We start from the raw sequence: 18563 nt of genomic DNA on the forward strand, positions 1-18563 counted from the left end.
GCAGATACCACCACATTAAAAGACCATGTTGCTAATCATATAGAGAATTATAATGAAACCCCAGAAACACTCACTGCAGATGCAGGTTATGGTAGCGAAGAAAACTATACCGATTTAGAAGCCGTATTTGGAAATATAAAACATAATATGAATTTTAAACGATTTATGCTAAGAGGTATTGATAAAGTAAATGTAGAAATAGGTCTAGTTGCCATGGCACATAACCTTAAAAAGTATAGTTTAGCGCTATAAAATCGCTTTTGCTTTTTTAAATCAAGCTTTTTGAACCCTAATATTGAAAACTAAAACAATAAGCTAAAAATAATCAAAAAGAAAATCGCCTAAAAATTACTTTTTAGACGACTTCTTACAAACTAACTGTATGAAAAAACAGATAGTTAATCTGATTTAATTATTGTGACTAATTCAAAATAAACCATGAAAAACAAAATTACTAATATATTTAGTTAAGTCTGCTATCAATCAGACTATAACTGATACTTTTTTTGCTTAATGGTTTAATTCTTAAATGAAATTTGTATTCTTGAGATACGTAATATAAATTAATATTATATTTGAATTTTATTTTTGAAAATTAACAAAACCTGAATTTGATACTCCTTAAAAGTTTATAGGTTAACAATAATGAATTACTACTTAGGATTAGATATAGGAAGTTCATCCATAAAAGCAGCTTTAGTAGAGGTAGAGTCTGGTAAAAGTTTAGCTGTAGTGCAAGAGCCAAAAGAAGAAATGAGTATGTACGCCGCAAAAAATGGATGGGCAGAACAAGAACCATTAAACTGGTGGTTACATATTTGCAATGCTATAACCGCTTTAAAAAGGCAGTATAATATTAACAAAAGCCAAATTAAGGGTATAGGTATATCGTATCAAATGCACGGACTTGTTTTAGTTGATAAAAAAGGGAATACATTACGCAAAAGTATAATTTGGTGCGATAGTAGAGCAGTAGAAATAGGTGATAAAGCTTTTGCAGAATTAGGAGAAGATAAATGCGCAACACAATTATTAAATTCTCCAGCAAATTTTACAGCTTCAAAACTTAAATGGGTAAAAGAAAACGAGCCAGATATTTACAACAATACTTATAAATTTATGTTGCCCGGAGATTTTATAGCATACAAATTCTCAAATAAAATAAACACAACCATTTCAGGACTATCAGAAGGTATATTCTGGAATTTTAGAAAAGATAACGTAGCCGATTTTCTTTTAGAACATTATGGAATAGATAAAGCTTTAGTTCCAGACATTGTTGAAACATTTGGAGTACAATCTACAGTTGATGAAAAAGGCGAGGCAGAAAGCGGTATCGCCACAGGAACGCCTATTTTTTATAGAGCTGGAGATCAGCCAAATAACGCTTTATCATTAAACGTTTTTAATCCCGGAGAAGTAGCAGCAACAGGTGGTACTTCGGGGGTAGTTTATGCGGTTACACAAAGCTTGTCAGTAAAAGAAAACTCCAGAGTAAATAATTTTGCACATGTAAATTATCAAAAAGGTTCAAGCCCAAGAATTGGCAAGTTATTGTGTGTAAATGGCGCTGGTATTCAGTACCGCTGGTTACTCAATAACTTAGCCGTAAGCTCGTACGAAGAAATGAATACCTTGGCTTCAGAAATTCCTGTCGGTTCAGATGGCGTGTGTTTAATTCCTTTCGGAAATGGTGCAGAGCGTATGCTAAATAACCAACAAATTGGGTCACGCATTGTAAACTTAAATTTAAACAACCACCATAAAGGGCATATATGTAGAGCAGCACTCGAAGGTATTGCATTTTCATTTGTATATGGTATGGAAATCATGACCTCCGATGGTATAAAACCAAGTGTAATCAGAGCTGGAAACGATAATTTATTCCGTTCAGAAATTTTTGCAAATACCGTAGCGACATTAATAGATCAAGAAATAGAAATTTACAACACAACAGGTGCCATAGGAGCAGCACGAGCCGCAAATTTACATAAAGGTGATTTTGAAGCCTTTGGTAAAGTCATAATGGACAACGACCATGTTACAACATTCAAACCATTTAAAGAAAAGAAACTCTATCTAGGAGCATATAATAATTGGAAAAAAGAATTAGAGCTTATACTAAACAAATAACATTTGGGAAATAACGCAAGGTTGGGCTTTACGTTCCAATCTTTTTGATTGTAACTGACAAAAATGATTTCCACTGCATTCCCTAACGCAATACAGAACAAAAAACAAACAAACAATTAAACAAATACACAAATAAACATTTTATCATGGCAACTAAAGAATACTTTAAAGGCATAAACAAAATTAATTTTGAAGGTAAAGAATCAGATAACCCGTTAGCATTTAAATATTACAACCCAAACCAAGTAGTAGCAGGTAAAACCATGAAAGATTGGTTTAAATTCTCTGTTGCTTACTGGCATACGTTCTGCGGGCAAGGGTCTGATCCATTTGGTCCTGGAACTCAAAATTTCTTATGGGATCAATCTTCAGATCCCATTCAGGCTGCAAAAGATAAAGCAGATGCCGCTTTCGAGTTTATTGGTAAAATGGGCTTCGATTATTTCTGTTTCCACGATTTCGATTTAATTCAAGAAGGAGCAACCTTTTCTGAATCAGAACAAAGATTAGCAATCATTACAGATTATATAAAAGATAAACAAGACTCTAGCGGTGTTAAATTATTATGGGGTACAGCAAACTGTTTTTCAAACCCACGCTATATGAATGGTGCTTCAACAAATCCAGATTTTAATGTGGTAGCAAGAGCAGGTGGGCAAATTAAATTAGCCTTAGATGCTACTATAAAATTAGGTGGAGAAAACTACGTGTTTTGGGGAGGACGTGAAGGTTACATGTCTTTATTAAATACAGATATGGGGCGTGAGTTAGACCATATGGGGCAGTTTTTAGGTATGGCAAGAGACTATGCACGTAGCCAAGGTTTTAAAGGAAATTTCTTTATTGAGCCAAAACCTATGGAACCATCAAAACACCAGTACGATTTTGATACCGCAACAGCTATCGGATTTTTAAAAGAATACGGATTAGATAAAGACTTCAAAATAAATATTGAAGTCAATCACGCTACTTTAGCTCAGCACACTTTTCAACACGAAATTGAAACAGCTGCAAAAGCAGGTATGTTGGGTAGTCTTGATGCCAATAGAGGGGATTACCAAAATGGATGGGATACCGATCAGTTCCCTAATAACATTCAAGAAACAACCGAAGCTATGCTAGTATTTTTAAAAGCAGGTGGCTTACAAGGTGGTGGTGTTAATTTTGATGCTAAAATCAGAAGAAATTCAACAGATTTAGATGACGTATTTCTCGCACATATTGGTGGCGCAGATACTTTTGCACGAGCATTGTTAATTGCCGATAGAATCATAACCTCTTCTCCTTATGAAAAATTAAGAAAAGAACGTTACAGCTCTTTTGATTCGGGTAAGGGAAAAGATTTTGAGAACGGAAAATTAACCTTACAAGATTTATATAAAATTGCTCAAGAAAATGGCGAACTGCCATTAAAAAGTGGAAAACAAGAGTTGTTTGAGAATATTATAAATCAATATATATAAAAACCATAAGAACTTTCAGGGTATAAAATCTAAAAATATCAAAATAAAAAAGAATTAACTATAAATATGGGAACAGTATTAGAAGGATTAGATTGGATTGTTTTAGGTATTTATTTTTTAGCTCTTGTAGCAGTAGCTGTTTGGGTTGTACTTCAAAAAAATAAGAATACTGAAGATTATTTTTTAGCAGGAAGAAATGTTGGGTGGTTTGTTATAGGAGCATCAATTTTTGCATCTAATATTGGGTCAGAGCATGTCGTTGGTTTAGCTGGAACAGGCTTTGAGTCTGGTACACCAATGGCGCATTATGAGTTGCATGCTTGGATTGTACTCCTGCTAGGATGGTTATTTTTACCCTTCTACATTCGAAGCGGCGCTTTTACAATGCCTGAGTTTTTAGAAAAACGTTTCGATTCTCGATCACGTTGGTTTTTATCGGTTTTTTCCTTGGTAGCTTATGTTCTAACAAAAGTATCGGTAACAATTTATGCTGGAGGTATTGTTGTATCTGAGTTGTTAGGTATTCCATTTTGGTATGGCGCTATTGGTATTGTGATTTTTACTGGAGTTTACACTGTAATTGGAGGTATGAAAGCGGTAATTTATACTGAAACTCTTCAAACAGTTATTTTGATTCTCGGTTCAATAATTATTACATATTTGGGGTTACAAGAAGTAGGTGGATGGTCGCAATTGAGAGATACAGTAACTGCTGTGAGTCCTGATCATTTTAATATGTGGAGACCGATGAATGATCCTAATTTTCCTTGGACAGGCTTATTAATAGGAGGCACAATTGTTGGGATTTGGTATTGGTGTACAGACCAGTACATAGTACAACGTACTTTAGCTGCTAATAATATAAAAATTGGTAGAAGAGGTGCTATTTTTGGAGCGTATTTAAAATTATTACCCATTTTAATATTCTTGGTTCCAGGTATTATTGCATTTGCCTTATCTATTCAAAACCCAGAAGTATTTTCTATTGAAAAAGCAGATAGAGCATTTCCAATGTTAGTAAAAACCCTATTACCTGTTGGTTTAAAAGGATTGGTTGCAGGTGGTTTAATGGCTGCATTAATGAGTTCTTTAGCGTCGGTATTTAATTCTTGTTCTACAATATTTACAATTGATATTTACAAAAAATTAAAACCAAACATGACCGAAGTTAAACTGGTTAGAGTAGGGCAAATTGCTACTGGATTTATTGTAGTTTTAGGTATTATTTGGATTCCAATTATGGAAAAAATTGGAGGAGGCGTTATGTATCAATACCTTCAGAATGTACAATCTTATATAGCACCTCCAGTAACTGCAGTGTTTCTTTTAGGCATTATTTGGAAACGTGTTAACGCCAAAGCGGCAATCACTACATTACTTACAGGTCTATTGCTTTTAATATTACGATTAGGCTCTGAGATATATTATCAACCTCAAATTGCAGCTGCTAAAACTTTAGATGGTATTATGTACGAATTTGCAACCATAAATTTCGCTCATATGGCAATATTTATGTTTATATTTTCAGTAATAGTTTGTGTTTCAGTAAGTCTGTTTACTACAGCTCCAAACTATAAAACTATTGTTGGTCTATCGTTTGGAACTTTGACTCCTGAACAAAAACAGGAGAATAAAGGAAGTTACGATACTATTGACGTAGTGCTTTCTATAATTCTAGTAATATTAGTTATTGGAGTATTGAGTTATTTTACTGGTTAATTAATGAAGGTAGACGCATTAAGGAGGTTCTTTTAAATGGAAGTACTAGACTAAATTGAAATTTATCAAGTGAAAATTTCGTGATAAAATATGTTCATTTTATTATTAACTTTAAATATTAAATTTGCTTCATATTTGTTTTGATTTAATATTCCAAATCATTTCAAATTTATAAAATCTTGAGATTAATTGATTTATAGAAATTAGCTTACCAAAATAATTAGGTAGAATTTATAAAGCAGTAATAATAACTATTTCAAGCGCGAATAATTTAATGATTGATTAAAATTTGAAACATTTAAGAAAATATTTTTATCATAATATAAATATCTATGGCAATAAAGTTTGATACTCGATATCCATCAATTGAAGACTTGAGAAGAAAAGCTCAAAAAAAAATACCAAAGTTTGCATTTGAGTATTTAGATGGTGGTTGTAATGAAGATGTTAATTTAATTAGAAACACTGCTGAGATTAGAGATATTCAACTTAAACCAAATTATTTAAGAAAACACCACGGATCTTCATTAAAAACCAAATTATTTGGTATTGAATATGATGCCCCGTTTGGTATAGCTCCAGTAGGTCTTCAAGGTTTAATGTGGCCTAATTCTCCTGAAATTTTGGCTAAAGCAGCGTTTGAGCATAATATTCCATTTATTCTTAGTACAGTTACTACAACAAGTATTGAGCGTGCAAGCGAATTAACCGAAGGAAAAGCGTGGTTTCAATTATATCATCCAACAGAAAATAGATTGCGAGACGATATTATAAAACGAGCTGAAGCAGCAGAATGTCCAGTTTTAGTTATTCTTTGTGATGTGCCTACATTTGGTTTTAGACCAAGGGATATTAGAAATGGGTTGGCTATGCCTCCTAAAATGAATTTAACTAATATTTTGCAAGCAATTGGACGACCTCATTGGAGTTTGCAAACTTTAAAACATGGTATACCAAATTTTGAGGTTTTAAAACCTTATATGCCAAAAGATTTGGATTTAAAGCAATTGGGTAAATTCATGGATCAAACCTTTAGTGGACGATTGAATGAAGAGAAAATAAAACCAATCCGCGATATGTGGAAAGGGAAATTGGTTTTAAAAGGTGTAGCTTCAGAGTATGATACAGAAGAAGCCATTCGTTTAGGTTTAGATGGTATTATTGTATCTAATCACGGTGGTCGTCAATTAGATGCTGGCCAATCAACAGTTAAACCGCTAGCAACAATTGCAGAAAAATATGGCGATAAAATCACTGTGATGATGGATAGTGGTATTCGTTCCGGTCCTGATGTTGCTAGATCTATGGCAAGTGGAGCAAAGTTTACCTTTATGGGGCGTTCGTTTATGTACGGCGTTTCTGCTTTAGGAAAAAAAGGAGGAAACCATACTATTTCACTTTTAAAAACAGAATTACAACAAGTCATGGAACAGTTATGTTGTGAGAAAACAACAGATTTTCCTTACCATTTGATCAAATAATTTTACTTGTTTAATATTAGAGAATAATAAAGGAAAAAAGGTTTAATAAATAAAAAGAAAATCGCCTAAAAATTACTTTTTAGACGACTTCTTCTTTGTAGCGAGAGCGGGGCACGATCCCGCGACCTCCGGGTTATGAATCCGACGCTCTAACCAACTGAGCTACCTCGCCATAATTTAAGGGTGCAAATATAAAAACAATATTAATGGCAACAAACTTTTAATAGTGTAAAATATTATTAAAAATAATTGCAAAACTCATCAATTAATGTATATATTGAGCATCATTAAATCTCAAAGTACTAATGGACGAAAAAATTAAATTTGAAATCGAATTCCCTATACATGCGTCTCCGCAATTATTATATCAATATATATCTACACCTTCAGGTTTATCAGAGTGGTTTTCAGATAATGTAAACTCAAGAGGCGAATTATTTACTTTTATTTGGGACGATAGTGAAGAACAAGCTAAATTGTTAAGTAAAAAAAGTGGAGAACGTGTTAAATTTAGGTGGATGGCAGATGAAGAAGAAGGATCTTTATGTTATTTTGAAGTTAGAATTCAGGTTGATGAAATTACTAAAGATGTATCATTAATGGTAACAGATTTTGCTGATGAAGATGAAGTAGAAGAAGCTAAAATGCTTTGGGAAAATCAAATCGCAGATTTAAAACAAGTATTAGGTTCAGCTTAATTAAATAATATATAAATCGATTATATTTGTCCCGCTTTCAATTTATATAAAAGTGGGTTTTTTATGATAAATTTTAACGAACAAATTTTAGATTCAGACTTTAAATTATCGATACATAGTAGAGGTTTTAATTATGGCGATGCCCTTTTTGAAACCATTAAAACATCTTATGGTAAATTACTTTTTTGGGAAGACCATTATTTTAGATTAATGGCTTCAATGCGTATTATGCGTATGGAAATACCCATGAATTTTACTATGGAGTTTCTTGAAGAACAAATTAAAAAAACATTAGAAGCAAACAAATTACGGCAAGCATCAGCTCGTATAAAATTATTGGTACAGCGTAACGAAGGCGGTTTGTATTTGCCAGATAATAATGATGTTGATTTTATTATAATAGTACAAGAAATTAAAGAAGATTTTTATCTGTTAAAAAATGAGTTTTACGAAATCGATTTGTTTAAAGATTATTATGTTTCGCCCACTTTACTTTCAACTTTAAAAACAAATAATAAAGCTATTAATGTGGTTGGAAGTATTTATGCTAAAGAAAACAACTTAAATAATTGTCTTTTATTAAATACTAATAAACATGTTATTGAAGCTCTAAATGGGAATGTTTTTGTTGTAAAAGGAAATGAAATAAAAACACCTCCAATTACAGATGGCTGTTTAAAAGGAATAATGCGAAAGCAACTTTTAGAAATAATAAAAACAATTCCAGAATACAAATTAATTGAAGCGTCTATTTCTCCATTTGAACTTCAAAAAGCAGATGAGATTTTTATAACAAATGCTGTTGTAGGTATTCAACCAGTTACAAAATATAGAAAAAAGACATATACTAATAAGGTCTCTAAAATACTATTGCAAAAAATAAATATTAAATTAAGATTGGACTAGTTAAAACTTGGGTTTTCTGGTGCGTTAGACCAAATACTATATTCGCCACCAAACTCAAGCATTTTTTCTTTCCAAAACGTTTCATAGTTTTTCTCTATAATTCGATCTTTGTAAATATTATTAGTAACAACCCACGAATTTGCCTTTAATTCGTTATCTAATTGATTGATTTCCCAACCAGAATATCCAAGAAAAAAACGAATATCATTTTCTTTTATAGAGTTATCTGTGATAAGTTGTGCCGCTTTGCTAAAATCGCCTCCCCAATAAATACCTAATGAAATCTCAATACTTCCAGGGATTAACTCAGGTACTTTGTGAATAAAATACAGGTTGTCTTGTTCAACAGGGCCACCGTTATAAACTTTAAAATTGGCTTCAACTTCAGGAACTAAATCACTAATAGTATATTCTAACGGTTTATTGAGTATAAAACCTATAGAACCGTTTTTAGAATGATCTGCCAATAAAACTATAGAGCGGTTAAACGAAACATCTCCAATTATAGCAGGTTCTGCTATTAATAAATTACCTTTTTTTGGTTTAATTGAAGTCATTTTTTTTAGTAATTAACAACTAAATCTAGTATTTATTTATTAAAAAAGCAACTCTTTAGCTATATAATCAACAAAAAATGCCTTCAATTTATGAAGGCATTTAAAGAATATATTTTATTAAATACTAGTTTACTGCACTTGATAAATCAGATCCAGCTTTAAACTTTACTACGTTTTTAGCTTTGATTTTGATAGTAGCTCCAGTTTGAGGGTTTCTTCCTTCTCTTGCAGCTCTTCTAGATACTGACCAAGATCCAAACCCTACTAAAGAAACTCTGTTACCTTTTTGTAAAGCTCCTTCAATTTCAATAATTGCGCATTCTAAAGCTTTTTTTGCAGCTGCTTTAGTAATTCCTGCGTGTTCTGCCATTGCGTCGATTAAATCTGTTTTGTTCATAATATAAAATTTAATTATTAATAAATTGGTTAAACATTTTTGTTAAATCCTCTACAAATTTATACGGATTATGCTACCACACAAGTAATAGCAAGGGAAATACCTTGTATTGTTGATAACTTAACACTTTTGTTAATAAAGATAATGTGTTTTATCGACGTTTTTAAAATATGAGTGAGAATAGGGGGTTAGAGCATTTTAGCATGGACATCAAAAGTATAACCATTTAAAAGCGATTTTACATCCATTGCTCGCTTTCCCGGAAGCTTAATTTCTTGTATAATTATGTAACCATTTGTAACTGCAACTTTTAATTCTTTTTTTGTTGAAATTATAGCCCCAATTTCTAAGTTATGTGATGTTTTTTCTTTATTAGCTTTATAAATTTTTATATCTAACTCGTCTTCATCATTTATTAAAGTACACCAAGCTGCTGGATACGGACTTAAACCTCTAATTAAATTGTAAATGTTGTTTATAGAGTCGTTCCAATTAATTTTACAATTGTCTTTGTTTAATTTGTGCGCTGTTTTAATATCATTTGTATCTATCTGAGGTTTGGTTTCAGCTTCACCTTTTTCAATTAAAGCAACAGTTTTTAAAACCAACTTGCTGCCGATACTCATTAACTTATCATGAAGACTCCCCGCATTTTCTTTTGAATCAATATCAATTTCTTCTTGAAGAATCATTTCACCCGTATCAATTTTTTCATCAATAAAAAATGTTGAAACCCCAGTTTTGGTTTCACCATTTATGATAGCCCAATTAATTGGAGCTGCACCCCGGTAATTTGGTAATAAGGAAGCATGTAAGTTAAACGTCCCATATTTAGGCATTTGCCAAACCACTTTTGGTAGCATTCTAAAAGCAACTACTATTTGAAGATTTGCCTTAAGAGCTTTTAATTCATCTATAAAATCTTCATTTTTTAAGTTAGTAGGTTGTAAAATATTTAATTCAACAGATTTGGCATATTGCTTTACCGCACTTTCATTTAATTTACGTCCTCGTCCTGCTGGTTTATCTGGAGCAGTTATAACACCAACAATATTATAGTCATTTTCAACTAAAGCCTTTAATGTAGCCACCGCAAAATCTGGTGTGCCCATAAAAACAATTCTTAATTTTTTCATTTATTTCTTTATTATTTAAAATTTGGGCGTTCCCTTTGCTCTTCGACTACGCTCAGAGTGTCAGGGCGGGCTATCCATTGCAATCTTTTTGCTCGTGCCTCACAAAAAGGATTTCCATTGCTATCCCTAACGCGTGTGTTTGCTAACTCCTGTTTTTAAATTAGAATATTTTTATTTTTGGAGAGGTTCGTTTAATGATTTTCGGATATAAACTGTCTGCAATATTGTTTATATCTGCCGTTAAACGAAGGTAGCCGAATTTTTTTAGAAAGTCAAGTAACATACTAAACAAACCCATTTTATATATGACTTAATTTATAGGTGTTTGTTGGCGTAATTTTTATAATACCATGCTCTAGTAGTAATTTTAAAACTGTTTTTATGTCTTTTTCTGAAGCTTCAATGGTTGTATTTATTTGACGTGATGACAACTCGCCAGTCTCTAATAATTCAATAATACTATTTTTTAAAGATTTTAAATTTTGTGGAGCTTTCTCTTTTTTAGTTTCAACACAAACCGAACAAATACCACAAGGTTCTATTTCTTTTTCACCAAAATAAGCGAGGAGTTGCATGCTTTTACAAACTGAATCATTTTCAACATAATCTAGCATACTTTTAACCTGCTGTTGTTTTAGTTTGTTTTGCTGTTCTATAATTTTTGCGATGCGGTTAATAGTTTTATCATCTTCTCGTGGTTGAATAAACGTGATTTGTGCATCGGTTTTAGCCAAATTGAGTGTAATAACTTGGTTGTTTTCTAATTCATATAACGCTTGAATTAATTTTGATTCTGTAACCGAAGCTTTTTCTGCAATTCGAGGTAAATCAATTTTAGTAACGTGGTCAAAAATGCCACCATACATTCTAAGCATTGATTTTACTATAATGCTTAATTCTTGATGTGTTTCTAAATAATTAAATAAAGAAGGGCTAGAAATAATAAATTGAACCGTTACTTTATTTTTAAATTGTTTCGATAAAGAAATCACACTATTTCTATCTAAAATAAGAAGTGTATTATACGCTAAAATCGAACTAAAATTATACGTTTTACAAAAGGTGTTAAAATCGAAATTGTGTATAGTATATTCGCCTTCGCCATAAGAAATCTGAAAATAACTGCAGAGTTTTCTATACACTTGTTTTACAAAACCTACTTTTGGTAAAACGCTTAAAAACTGATTTTTAACTAAAACAGAATCACTATTGTTTTTTAAAATAACGGCAAAAGCTTTGTCGCCATTTCTACCAGCACGACCTGCTTCTTGAAAATAACTTTCTATACTTTCGGGTAAATTTAAATGAATAACCGTTTTTACATCTGGTTTATCAATACCCATACCAAACGCGTTTGTAGCAACCATAACTTGTTTTTGATTGTTTATCCAAGCAGTCATATTCTCATTCTTTTCATCGTTTGAGAGACCGCCATGGTAATGTGTTGCTGTAATATTTTTTGAGTACAAAAAGGAAGATAACTCTAAAGTTAGTTTTCTGTTTCTAACATAAATGATTGATGATGCTTTATACTTTCTTAAAATATTTTCGATACGGTAGTATTTATCGTTTTCATGATAAACCATGTAGGCCAGATTAGGTCTAAAAAAGGACTGTTTAAATATTTTAGGTTTAATAAAATCGAGTTCTTTTGTAATATCTTCAATAACTTCTGGTTTTGCCGAAGCGGTTAAAGCTATTACATTTACACTGGGTTGCAATTGCCTCAGCAGTGTAATGTTTTTATAAGCTGGTCTAAAATCGCTTCCCCATTGCGAAATACAATGTGCTTCATCAACCGCAATTAAATTCACGTTCATTAATCGAATTCTGTCTTGCACTAATTCTTGTTGCAAACGTTCTGGAGATAGGTATAAAAACTTATAATTTCCGTAAATACAATTATCTAAAAGCGTGTCTAATTCGCTATACGAAATCCCACTCGTTAGCGCCATGGCTTTAATGCCTTTATTGTTAAGTTGTTGCACTTGGTCTTTCATAAGCGCAATTAACGGCGAAATAACAATGCAAATACCTTCTTTTACTAAAGCAGGGATTTGAAAACATAACGATTTTCCGCCACCTGTTGGTAATAACGCAAAAGTATCTTCGCCATCTAAAACCGAATGTATTATAGCTTCTTGATTGGGTTTAAACGAAGAGAACTTCCAGTAGCGTTCTAATATGTTAATAGGATGTTCCATTTAGATTCCTACTACTTTTAAAATAAAATCGGTTCTGTTTTCTACGGTATCAAAAGGGACATCAATTAATGTGTAATTGTAATTTTTATACGTATTAACTAAGCTATCATGAATTTGAAGTGCTTGTTCAAAACTTTCATAACGTTCATTATCACTTGTGTATATGGCCTTCCAAGGTTTTAAAATAAACACCATATCGTATTTCGAATCTTTACAGGCATCAATAAAATATTGTGGATAATTATCACCAATAAAATCCATATAAGCTAAAACATCAGGAACACCACGATCTAAAAAAACAATATCAGCATTTAGTTTAGCGGCATCAATATATTGTTTTTGGCGTCCTTTTAAAAGTAGTTCACTAAATAATAAAGGGTTTGTTAAAAATAATTGTTCGATACCTTCTTTTTTAGCATCTAGCGTTACTTGCCTCGAAATTTCTTCAAGGCAGGTATAACCTCTCTTAATCAATTCATTAATAATGCTAGATTTTCCTGTTCCTGGACCACCAGTAATAACAATTTTTTTAATATTCAAAAGGCTAAGGTTTATGCTGTAAAAATCGGAATTAAACTCGTATAAAAAAAATACAAATAAACAGTATCTTTGCAGCTTATTAAATAATTATAATGAGCACAACTCCAAACTCGGAAGAATTTTACCAAAAACTAAAAGAGCAATTACACGACACTACTAATTGGCCTGCAGAATATTTATATAAATTTATTGTAAAGTCAGATTTAGAAAAAATAGCAAAACTTGAAGTCATCTTTGATAATATGGGTGCTGTTATAAACACAACCGAATCTAAAAACGGTAAATACACCAGTGTATCGGTTAACTTACTTATGAGAAATCCTGATGCTGTTATTGAAAAATATAAAGAAGTAGCTAAAAAAGTAGAAGGCGTTATAAGTTTATAATCCAGAGATTACTAGAATGTCTTTTAATACCGCTAAAGATAGTGTTCAAGTATCCTTTAGGTTAGGTTACCAGGGCGGTGAAGTTATTTTGGGAAGAGATAACGACGAATGGAAAATAAAAGATTGGAAAATGACTTGGATAGAATAGTTGCGCTTACAAAAGCTACTCATTTTATTAACGCCTAAAAGATGAAATCCCCCATATTTAAAAACTAGAAATTTTAATACACAACAATTCTTATCTAAGATTGTCTAGTTCTTTTTTTTTTGTATTTTGCGCAAGCATAACAACTACGTGCACAAATATATAATCTACACATTTATTTTGATAGACGATTTAGAATACAACACAGAGCGTGAGCATTTAATTATACCGGAATATGGTCGCCATATGCAGAAAATGATTAATCATGCAAAAACAAGAGAAACAAAGGAAGAACGTAATAATTTAGCTAAAGCCATAATTTCTGTAATGGGAAATATGCAACCGCATTTAAGAGACGTTCCAGATTTTCAGCATAAATTATGGGATCAGCTTTTTATCATGTCTAATTTTGAGTTAGATGCCGATTCACCTTTCCCAAAGCCAACAAAAGAACTTTTTGAAGAAGCACCAGAACCTTTAAAATATCCTCAAAATTTCCCTAAGTATCGTTTTTACGGGAACAATATTAAAACCATGATAGACGTTGCTAATACATGGGAAGATGGTGAACTTAAAGAAGCTTTACTATATACAATAGCTAATCACATGAAAAAGTGTTTTTTAAATTGGAACAAAGACACAGTTGAAGATGCAGTTATTTTTAATCATTTATTCGAATTATCTGGCGGTAAAATAGATTTGCGTAATTCTGAAGAAGATTTATCAGCTTCATCGAGCTTAATGCGTACCAAGACTAAATATAGTAATAATAAGAAAGGCGGACACCAAAAAAAGAATTCAAATAACCGCCAAAGAAAACGCTACTAAGAGTATTTATGGGAACATTTAAAATTGAAGGTGGGCATCAATTAAAAGGAAGTATACAACCACAAGGGGCCAAAAATGAAGCGTTACAAATTTTATGTGCAGTATTATTAACCCCAGAGCGTGTTACCATAAACAACATTCCAGATATTGTAGATGTAAACAAACTTATTAGTTTATTAAAAAAACTGGGTGTAAAAATTGAAAAACTATCACCAAACTCGTATGCGTTTCAAGCTAATAATATTAATTTAGAATATTTAGAATCAGCAGAATTTAAAGAAGACGGTAAAGGACTTCGTGGTTCAATAATGATTGTAGGTCCGTTATTAGCACGTTTTGGAAAAGGTTATATACCAAAACCAGGAGGTGATAAAATAGGTCGTCGTCGCTTAGACACCCATTTTGAAGGCTTTATAAAATTAGGTGCTAAATTTAGATACAGTAAAGAAGACCATTTTTATGGTGTAGAATCTGATAAACTAAAAGGCACTTATATGTTGCTTGAAGAAGCATCAGTTACCGGAACCGCAAATATTGTTATGGCTGCTGTTTTAGCTGAAGGACAAACCACCATTTATAATGCTGCTTGCGAACCTTATTTGCAACAATTATGTAAAATGCTTAATCGCATGGGGGCAAAAATAGGTGGCGTTGGTTCTAATAAATTAATTATTGATGGCGTTGAAAGTTTAGGTGGAACAGACCACACTATGCTTCCAGATATGATTGAAATTGGGAGTTGGATTGGTTTAGCTGCAATGACTAAAAGTGAACTAACCATTACTAATGTGAGTTGGGACGATTTAGGCGTGATACCAAATGTATTTAGAAAATTAGGTATAACTGTTGAAAGACAAGGCGATAACATTCATATTCCTAAACATACTGATGGTTACGAAATACAAAACTTTATTGATGGTTCTATTTTAACCATTTCTGATGCTCCTTGGCCTGGGTTTACACCAGATTTATTAAGTATAATATTGGTTGTAGCTACACAGGCTAGAGGTAGTGTTTTAGTACACCAAAAAATGTTTGAAAGTCGTTTGTTCTTTGTCGATAAATTGATTGATATGGGTGCAAAAATTATTCTTTGCGATCCGCATCGTGCTACAGTTATTGGACATGATTTTCAATCAACTTTAAAAGCAACAACCATGACATCGCCAGATATTCGTGCTGGAGTATCTTTATTAATTGCAGCCTTATCTGCAAAAGGGACTTCAACTATTATGAATATAGAGCAAATAGATCGTGGTTACGAAAACATTGATGTACGTTTGCGTGCTATAGGTGCGCATATCGAAAGAGTAGATTAATTTTAATAACATTTCGCTATTACTTACATTGTTGTTTGCAGTTCTCTTTTTATACTTTTAAAGGAGTTTTAATATCTTTTGAGTAATAATTCACGAATAGGCATCGTTTTAAACGAATTTAGTCAGTTTTTATAATAAAGATACTGCGTTTAAAGTTTAATTTAAAGCATTTTTATAAACTTCTAGACAGCGCTTTCGAGCCATTTTATGATCAACAATAGGAGTAGGATAGATGAGTTCTTGAAAATCTGGAACCCATGTTTTAATATATTCTAAGTTTTTATCAAATTTTTGTATTTGTGTTGTTGGGTTAAATATTCTAAAATATGGTGCAGCATCAACACCGCAGCCAGCAACCCACTGCCAATTACCAATATTGCTCGCCATATCATAATCGTGAAGTTTTTTAGAAAAATAAGCTTCGCCCCAACGCCAATCGATTAATAAATGTTTGCATAAAAAACTACCAACTAGCATACGTACGCGATTGTGCATAAAGCCAGTTTGGTTTAATTGCCTCATGCCAGCATCAACCAATGGATATCCTGTTTTACCTTCGCACCAAGCTTTAAATTCAGTTTCGTTATTTCGCCAAAAAATACGATCGTATTTGGGTTTAAAGCTTTGGGTTTGTGTCTGCGGAAAATGCCAAAGTATCTGCATAAAAAACTCACGCCAAATAAGTTCTTGCCAGAAAATTTCGTTGGTTTCAGCAATGGCTTTTTTTACCATATTCCTGATGCTTACTGTACCAAATCGTAAATGAGGACCTAAACGCGACGTACTATCTTTTGCAGGATAATTTCGTGTAGCTTCGTAGGTTTGTATTAATTGTGAACTAATTAGGTAAGGTTTTATTTGCTGTTGAGAGGTTTTAAAACCAATATCTGATAGACTTAAATTAGGAAAGGATTTATTTGAAATTAAATTATCCAATAACGTTTCAGATTTATAAGATTTAAAGTCAATATTCTTAAAGGTTTCTTTCCAACGCTTCATGTAAGGGGTATAAACCAAATAGGGTTTGCCGTCGTTTTTTACAACATCGTTTTTTTCAAAAACAACCTGATCTTTATAGGTTTTAAAACTTATATTATTATCATTTAAAAAGTTTCTAATTTCCTTATCTCGCATTCTGGCATACGGTTCGTAATCATGGTTTGTATAAACTGTTTTTATGTTGTAATGAGTAATTAATTGTTTGTAAACATCTAGTGGTTTACCATAAAACATAGAGATACCACTTTTGTAGTTGTCTTTAAGCTTTGTATTTATAGATTGTAGTGTTTGATAAATAAAAGTAACACGCGCATCAGTTTTTGGTAGTTTATCTAATATTTCAGAATCGAAAATAAATATAAGGATAACATTAATTTTTTCTTTTAAAGCTTCAAATAAACCGTGATTGTCTTCAAGTCTTAAATCGCGACGAAGCCAGAATATGTTAATAGGTTGCCTCATTTTAGTATTTACCAAAAAGTTCCTCTAATTTTTTAGTTCTGTAATTAAAAATCTCTTCCAGTTTTGGTTTTACCAAAATAGGATGTACAAGTTGCCCAAGCAAGCCAAAAGGTACTTTGTAATCAATAATATCTTCCATTTCTACACCGCCATCAATAGCTTTAATAAAGTGTTTATGATGCCAAAGAGCATAAGGGCCAAAACGTTGTTCGTCTACAAAATAGTGCTTGTCTGCCATATGCGTAATTTCGGTTACCCATTTTGTTTTTATGCCTAATACAGGTGTTACTATGTATTGAATAATTTGACCCGCAAACATTGGTCTGTCAGCTCCAGATAAAATATTAAAGCCCATGTAATCTGGCGTTATAGTTTTTAAGTTTTTAGGATTTGAAAGAAAACCCCAAGCCTCATCTACGTTAATGGGTAAGTTCTGTTTTTTATGTAATCTATAAATTTTCATGTGTTTATATTTATTGTTATTCAACGGTCACATGTAACATCCTAAATAATCATTTGGTTGTGTGATTAAATATTAATCATGGATGTTTCATTCAATGTTTTAATTGTTAAATAAAATGTACCCATTAAGCGATGTTGCTATACCTAACCAAATTAAATAAGGTAAAATAAGTATGGTTTTAACTTTCATTTCTTTTAGAAATAAAACGGTGAATATGGCAACAACTAAGGTTAAAAGTATAATTACTGTAAAGCCAAAACCAACCATATGCTGATTAAAAAAAATGTAGTTCCAAATAACATTTAATACAAACTGAACACTAAATAAACTAATAACTAAGGCGTTAGCTTTTAATTTGTATAGATACGCCATGTAAATGGAAAAACAAAACATTATGGTTGTCCAAGCTGCACCAAAAACCCATCCTGGAGGTGTCCAAGGTGCTAGATTTAGAGTTATATACCATTTCGTTTGTGGACCATCATCCATAAGCCAATTACCAAAAGCTAAAGCACCAAAATTTATTATTAGAAATATTAAAACGTATTTAAGCAGCTTCATCTTTCATGTTATTTATTAAATCTGCTATTTCTTGCGCTTCAGCAAATTTTTTATCGCTGGCAGCTCTATTAATTGAGGATAGCTGATGCCACTCCTGCATTAACTTTTTAAATTTTTTTTCTAATTTTTCTTTTTCTGATTTCTTCTTAAAAAAACTAAACATAAC

General features: G+C 32.0%; 20 protein-coding genes and 1 tRNA gene. 11 read left to right on the forward strand and 10 right to left on the reverse strand.

The features are described from left to right. The 5 genes from L3X37_RS06835 to L3X37_RS06855 all read left to right on the forward strand — a co-directional run. Window positions 1–252: transposase (locus L3X37_RS06835; RefSeq protein WP_237239428.1), on the forward strand; the 252-nt coding region annotated here is incomplete at its 5' end. Between the two features lie 393 nt (window positions 253–645). Continuing rightward, window positions 646–2133, forward strand: a complete 1488-nt coding sequence (locus tag L3X37_RS06840) for a xylulokinase (RefSeq protein WP_237239429.1) — start codon at window positions 646–648, stop codon at window positions 2131–2133. A gap of 146 nt (window positions 2134–2279) precedes the next feature. Continuing rightward, on the forward strand, window positions 2280–3596 hold the full coding sequence (xylA, locus tag L3X37_RS06845) for a xylose isomerase (protein ID WP_237239430.1): 1317 nt from the start codon (window positions 2280–2282) through the stop codon (window positions 3594–3596). Window positions 3597–3662: 66 nt separating this feature from the next. After that, window positions 3663–5315 (forward strand): sodium:solute symporter, encoded by a 1653-nt coding sequence (locus L3X37_RS06850; protein ID WP_237239431.1) that lies wholly within the window; start codon window positions 3663–3665, stop codon window positions 5313–5315. Window positions 5316–5647: 332 nt separating this feature from the next. Beyond that, window positions 5648–6796: an alpha-hydroxy acid oxidase gene (locus L3X37_RS06855; RefSeq protein WP_237239432.1), complete on the forward strand. Its 1149-nt coding sequence runs from the start codon at window positions 5648–5650 to the stop codon at window positions 6794–6796. Between the two features lie 98 nt (window positions 6797–6894). On the opposite strand, the gene L3X37_RS06860 is transcribed toward L3X37_RS06855, so the two are convergent. Continuing rightward, a tRNA-Met gene (locus L3X37_RS06860) sits at window positions 6895–6968 on the reverse strand. 133 nt (window positions 6969–7101) lie between these two features. On the opposite strand from L3X37_RS06860, the gene L3X37_RS06865 reads away from it, so the two are divergent. Beyond that, window positions 7102–7494, forward strand: coding sequence for an START-like domain-containing protein (locus L3X37_RS06865; protein ID WP_237239433.1), 393 nt, complete (start codon window positions 7102–7104; stop codon window positions 7492–7494). A 63-nt stretch (window positions 7495–7557) separates the two neighbouring features. After that, a complete protein-coding gene (locus L3X37_RS06870; RefSeq protein ID WP_237239434.1) occupies window positions 7558–8400 on the forward strand; it encodes an aminotransferase class IV in 843 nt (280 codons plus the stop codon). Here the strand turns inward: L3X37_RS06870 and L3X37_RS06875 are convergent. The 5 genes from L3X37_RS06875 to L3X37_RS06895 all read right to left on the reverse strand — a co-directional run bounded on the left by L3X37_RS06875 (window position 8397) and on the right by L3X37_RS06895 (window position 13234). Next, on the reverse strand, window positions 8397–8957 hold the full coding sequence (locus L3X37_RS06875) for a YqgE/AlgH family protein (RefSeq protein WP_237239435.1): 561 nt from the start codon (window positions 8955–8957) through the stop codon (window positions 8397–8399). The genes L3X37_RS06870 and L3X37_RS06875 overlap by 4 nt on opposite strands. 124 nt (window positions 8958–9081) lie before the next feature. Beyond that, window positions 9082–9354, reverse strand: a complete 273-nt coding sequence (locus L3X37_RS06880) for an HU family DNA-binding protein (RefSeq protein ID WP_099564007.1) — start codon at window positions 9352–9354, stop codon at window positions 9082–9084. Window positions 9355–9542: 188 nt separating this feature from the next. Continuing rightward, window positions 9543–10490 carry a methionyl-tRNA formyltransferase gene (fmt, locus tag L3X37_RS06885; RefSeq protein ID WP_237239436.1) on the reverse strand — a complete coding sequence of 316 codons (948 nt, stop codon included), beginning with the start codon at window positions 10488–10490 and terminating at the stop codon, window positions 9543–9545. Window positions 10491–10789: 299 nt separating this feature from the next. Then, window positions 10790–12694, reverse strand: coding sequence for a RecQ family ATP-dependent DNA helicase (locus L3X37_RS06890; protein ID WP_237239437.1), 1905 nt, complete (start codon window positions 12692–12694; stop codon window positions 10790–10792). Further along, window positions 12695–13234 (reverse strand): AAA family ATPase, encoded by a 540-nt coding sequence (locus L3X37_RS06895; protein ID WP_237239438.1) that lies wholly within the window; start codon window positions 13232–13234, stop codon window positions 12695–12697. Window positions 13235–13326: 92 nt separating this feature from the next. On the opposite strand from L3X37_RS06895, the gene L3X37_RS06900 reads away from it, so the two are divergent. From L3X37_RS06900 to murA, 4 genes are all read left to right on the forward strand, one after another. Then, complete coding sequence (locus L3X37_RS06900) at window positions 13327–13620, forward strand: DUF493 family protein (RefSeq protein ID WP_237239439.1); 294 nt, start codon at window positions 13327–13329, stop codon at window positions 13618–13620. Window positions 13621–13636: 16 nt separating this feature from the next. Beyond that, the gene (locus tag L3X37_RS15230; protein ID WP_262910790.1) at window positions 13637–13768 is read left to right on the forward strand and encodes a hypothetical protein; all 132 of its coding nucleotides are present in this window, start codon (window positions 13637–13639) and stop codon (window positions 13766–13768) included. Between the two features lie 177 nt (window positions 13769–13945). After that, on the forward strand, window positions 13946–14593 hold the full coding sequence (locus L3X37_RS06905; RefSeq protein WP_237239440.1) for a DUF4290 domain-containing protein: 648 nt from the start codon (window positions 13946–13948) through the stop codon (window positions 14591–14593). Between the two features lie 8 nt (window positions 14594–14601). Next, window positions 14602–15912, forward strand: coding sequence for a UDP-N-acetylglucosamine 1-carboxyvinyltransferase (gene murA / locus L3X37_RS06910; RefSeq protein ID WP_237239441.1), 1311 nt, complete (start codon window positions 14602–14604; stop codon window positions 15910–15912). 156 nt (window positions 15913–16068) lie between these two features. Here murA and L3X37_RS06915 read toward each other — a convergent pair whose 3' ends face one another. The 4 genes from L3X37_RS06915 to L3X37_RS06930 all read right to left on the reverse strand — a co-directional run bounded on the left by L3X37_RS06915 (window position 16069) and on the right by L3X37_RS06930 (window position 18560). Further along, complete coding sequence (locus L3X37_RS06915; RefSeq protein WP_237239442.1) at window positions 16069–17373, reverse strand: cryptochrome/photolyase family protein; 1305 nt, start codon at window positions 17371–17373, stop codon at window positions 16069–16071. 1 nt (window position 17374) lies between these two features. Continuing rightward, window positions 17375–17836 carry an SRPBCC family protein gene (locus L3X37_RS06920; RefSeq protein WP_237239443.1) on the reverse strand — a complete coding sequence of 154 codons (462 nt, stop codon included), beginning with the start codon at window positions 17834–17836 and terminating at the stop codon, window positions 17375–17377. A 99-nt stretch (window positions 17837–17935) separates the two neighbouring features. Further along, the gene (locus L3X37_RS06925) at window positions 17936–18397 is read right to left on the reverse strand and encodes a TspO/MBR family protein (protein WP_237239444.1); all 462 of its coding nucleotides are present in this window, start codon (window positions 18395–18397) and stop codon (window positions 17936–17938) included. Then, window positions 18384–18560: a Lacal_2735 family protein gene (locus tag L3X37_RS06930; RefSeq protein WP_237239445.1), complete on the reverse strand. Its 177-nt coding sequence runs from the start codon at window positions 18558–18560 to the stop codon at window positions 18384–18386. The genes L3X37_RS06925 and L3X37_RS06930 overlap by 14 nt, the downstream gene beginning before the upstream one ends. Window positions 18561–18563 lie beyond the last annotated feature (3 nt).

The organism is Wocania arenilitoris, from assembly GCF_021728535.1.
In the GTDB taxonomy this organism is placed as follows: domain Bacteria; phylum Bacteroidota; class Bacteroidia; order Flavobacteriales; family Flavobacteriaceae; genus Wocania_A; species Wocania_A arenilitoris.

Coding starts and splice junctions, on each gene's coding strand:
- L3X37_RS06840 (WP_237239429.1), top strand. CDS start 646: ATGAATTACTACTTAGGATTAGATATAGGAAGTTCATCCATAAAAGCA.
- xylA (WP_237239430.1), top strand. CDS start 2,280: ATGGCAACTAAAGAATACTTTAAAGGCATAAACAAAATTAATTTTGAA.
- L3X37_RS06850 (WP_237239431.1), top strand. CDS start 3,663: ATGGGAACAGTATTAGAAGGATTAGATTGGATTGTTTTAGGTATTTAT.
- L3X37_RS06855 (WP_237239432.1), top strand. CDS start 5,648: ATGGCAATAAAGTTTGATACTCGATATCCATCAATTGAAGACTTGAGA.
- L3X37_RS06865 (WP_237239433.1), top strand. CDS start 7,102: ATGGACGAAAAAATTAAATTTGAAATCGAATTCCCTATACATGCGTCT.
- L3X37_RS06870 (WP_237239434.1), top strand. CDS start 7,558: ATGATAAATTTTAACGAACAAATTTTAGATTCAGACTTTAAATTATCG.
- L3X37_RS06875 (WP_237239435.1), bottom strand. CDS start 8,957: ATGACTTCAATTAAACCAAAAAAAGGTAATTTATTAATAGCAGAACCT.
- L3X37_RS06880 (WP_099564007.1), bottom strand. CDS start 9,354: ATGAACAAAACAGATTTAATCGACGCAATGGCAGAACACGCAGGAATT.
- fmt (WP_237239436.1), bottom strand. CDS start 10,490: ATGAAAAAATTAAGAATTGTTTTTATGGGCACACCAGATTTTGCGGTG.
- L3X37_RS06890 (WP_237239437.1), bottom strand. CDS start 12,694: ATGGAACATCCTATTAACATATTAGAACGCTACTGGAAGTTCTCTTCG.
- L3X37_RS06900 (WP_237239439.1), top strand. CDS start 13,327: ATGAGCACAACTCCAAACTCGGAAGAATTTTACCAAAAACTAAAAGAG.
- L3X37_RS15230 (WP_262910790.1), top strand. CDS start 13,637: ATGTCTTTTAATACCGCTAAAGATAGTGTTCAAGTATCCTTTAGGTTA.
- murA (WP_237239441.1), top strand. CDS start 14,602: ATGGGAACATTTAAAATTGAAGGTGGGCATCAATTAAAAGGAAGTATA.
- L3X37_RS06915 (WP_237239442.1), bottom strand. CDS start 17,373: ATGAGGCAACCTATTAACATATTCTGGCTTCGTCGCGATTTAAGACTT.
- L3X37_RS06920 (WP_237239443.1), bottom strand. CDS start 17,836: ATGAAAATTTATAGATTACATAAAAAACAGAACTTACCCATTAACGTA.
- L3X37_RS06925 (WP_237239444.1), bottom strand. CDS start 18,397: ATGAAGCTGCTTAAATACGTTTTAATATTTCTAATAATAAATTTTGGT.
- L3X37_RS06930 (WP_237239445.1), bottom strand. CDS start 18,560: ATGTTTAGTTTTTTTAAGAAGAAATCAGAAAAAGAAAAATTAGAAAAA.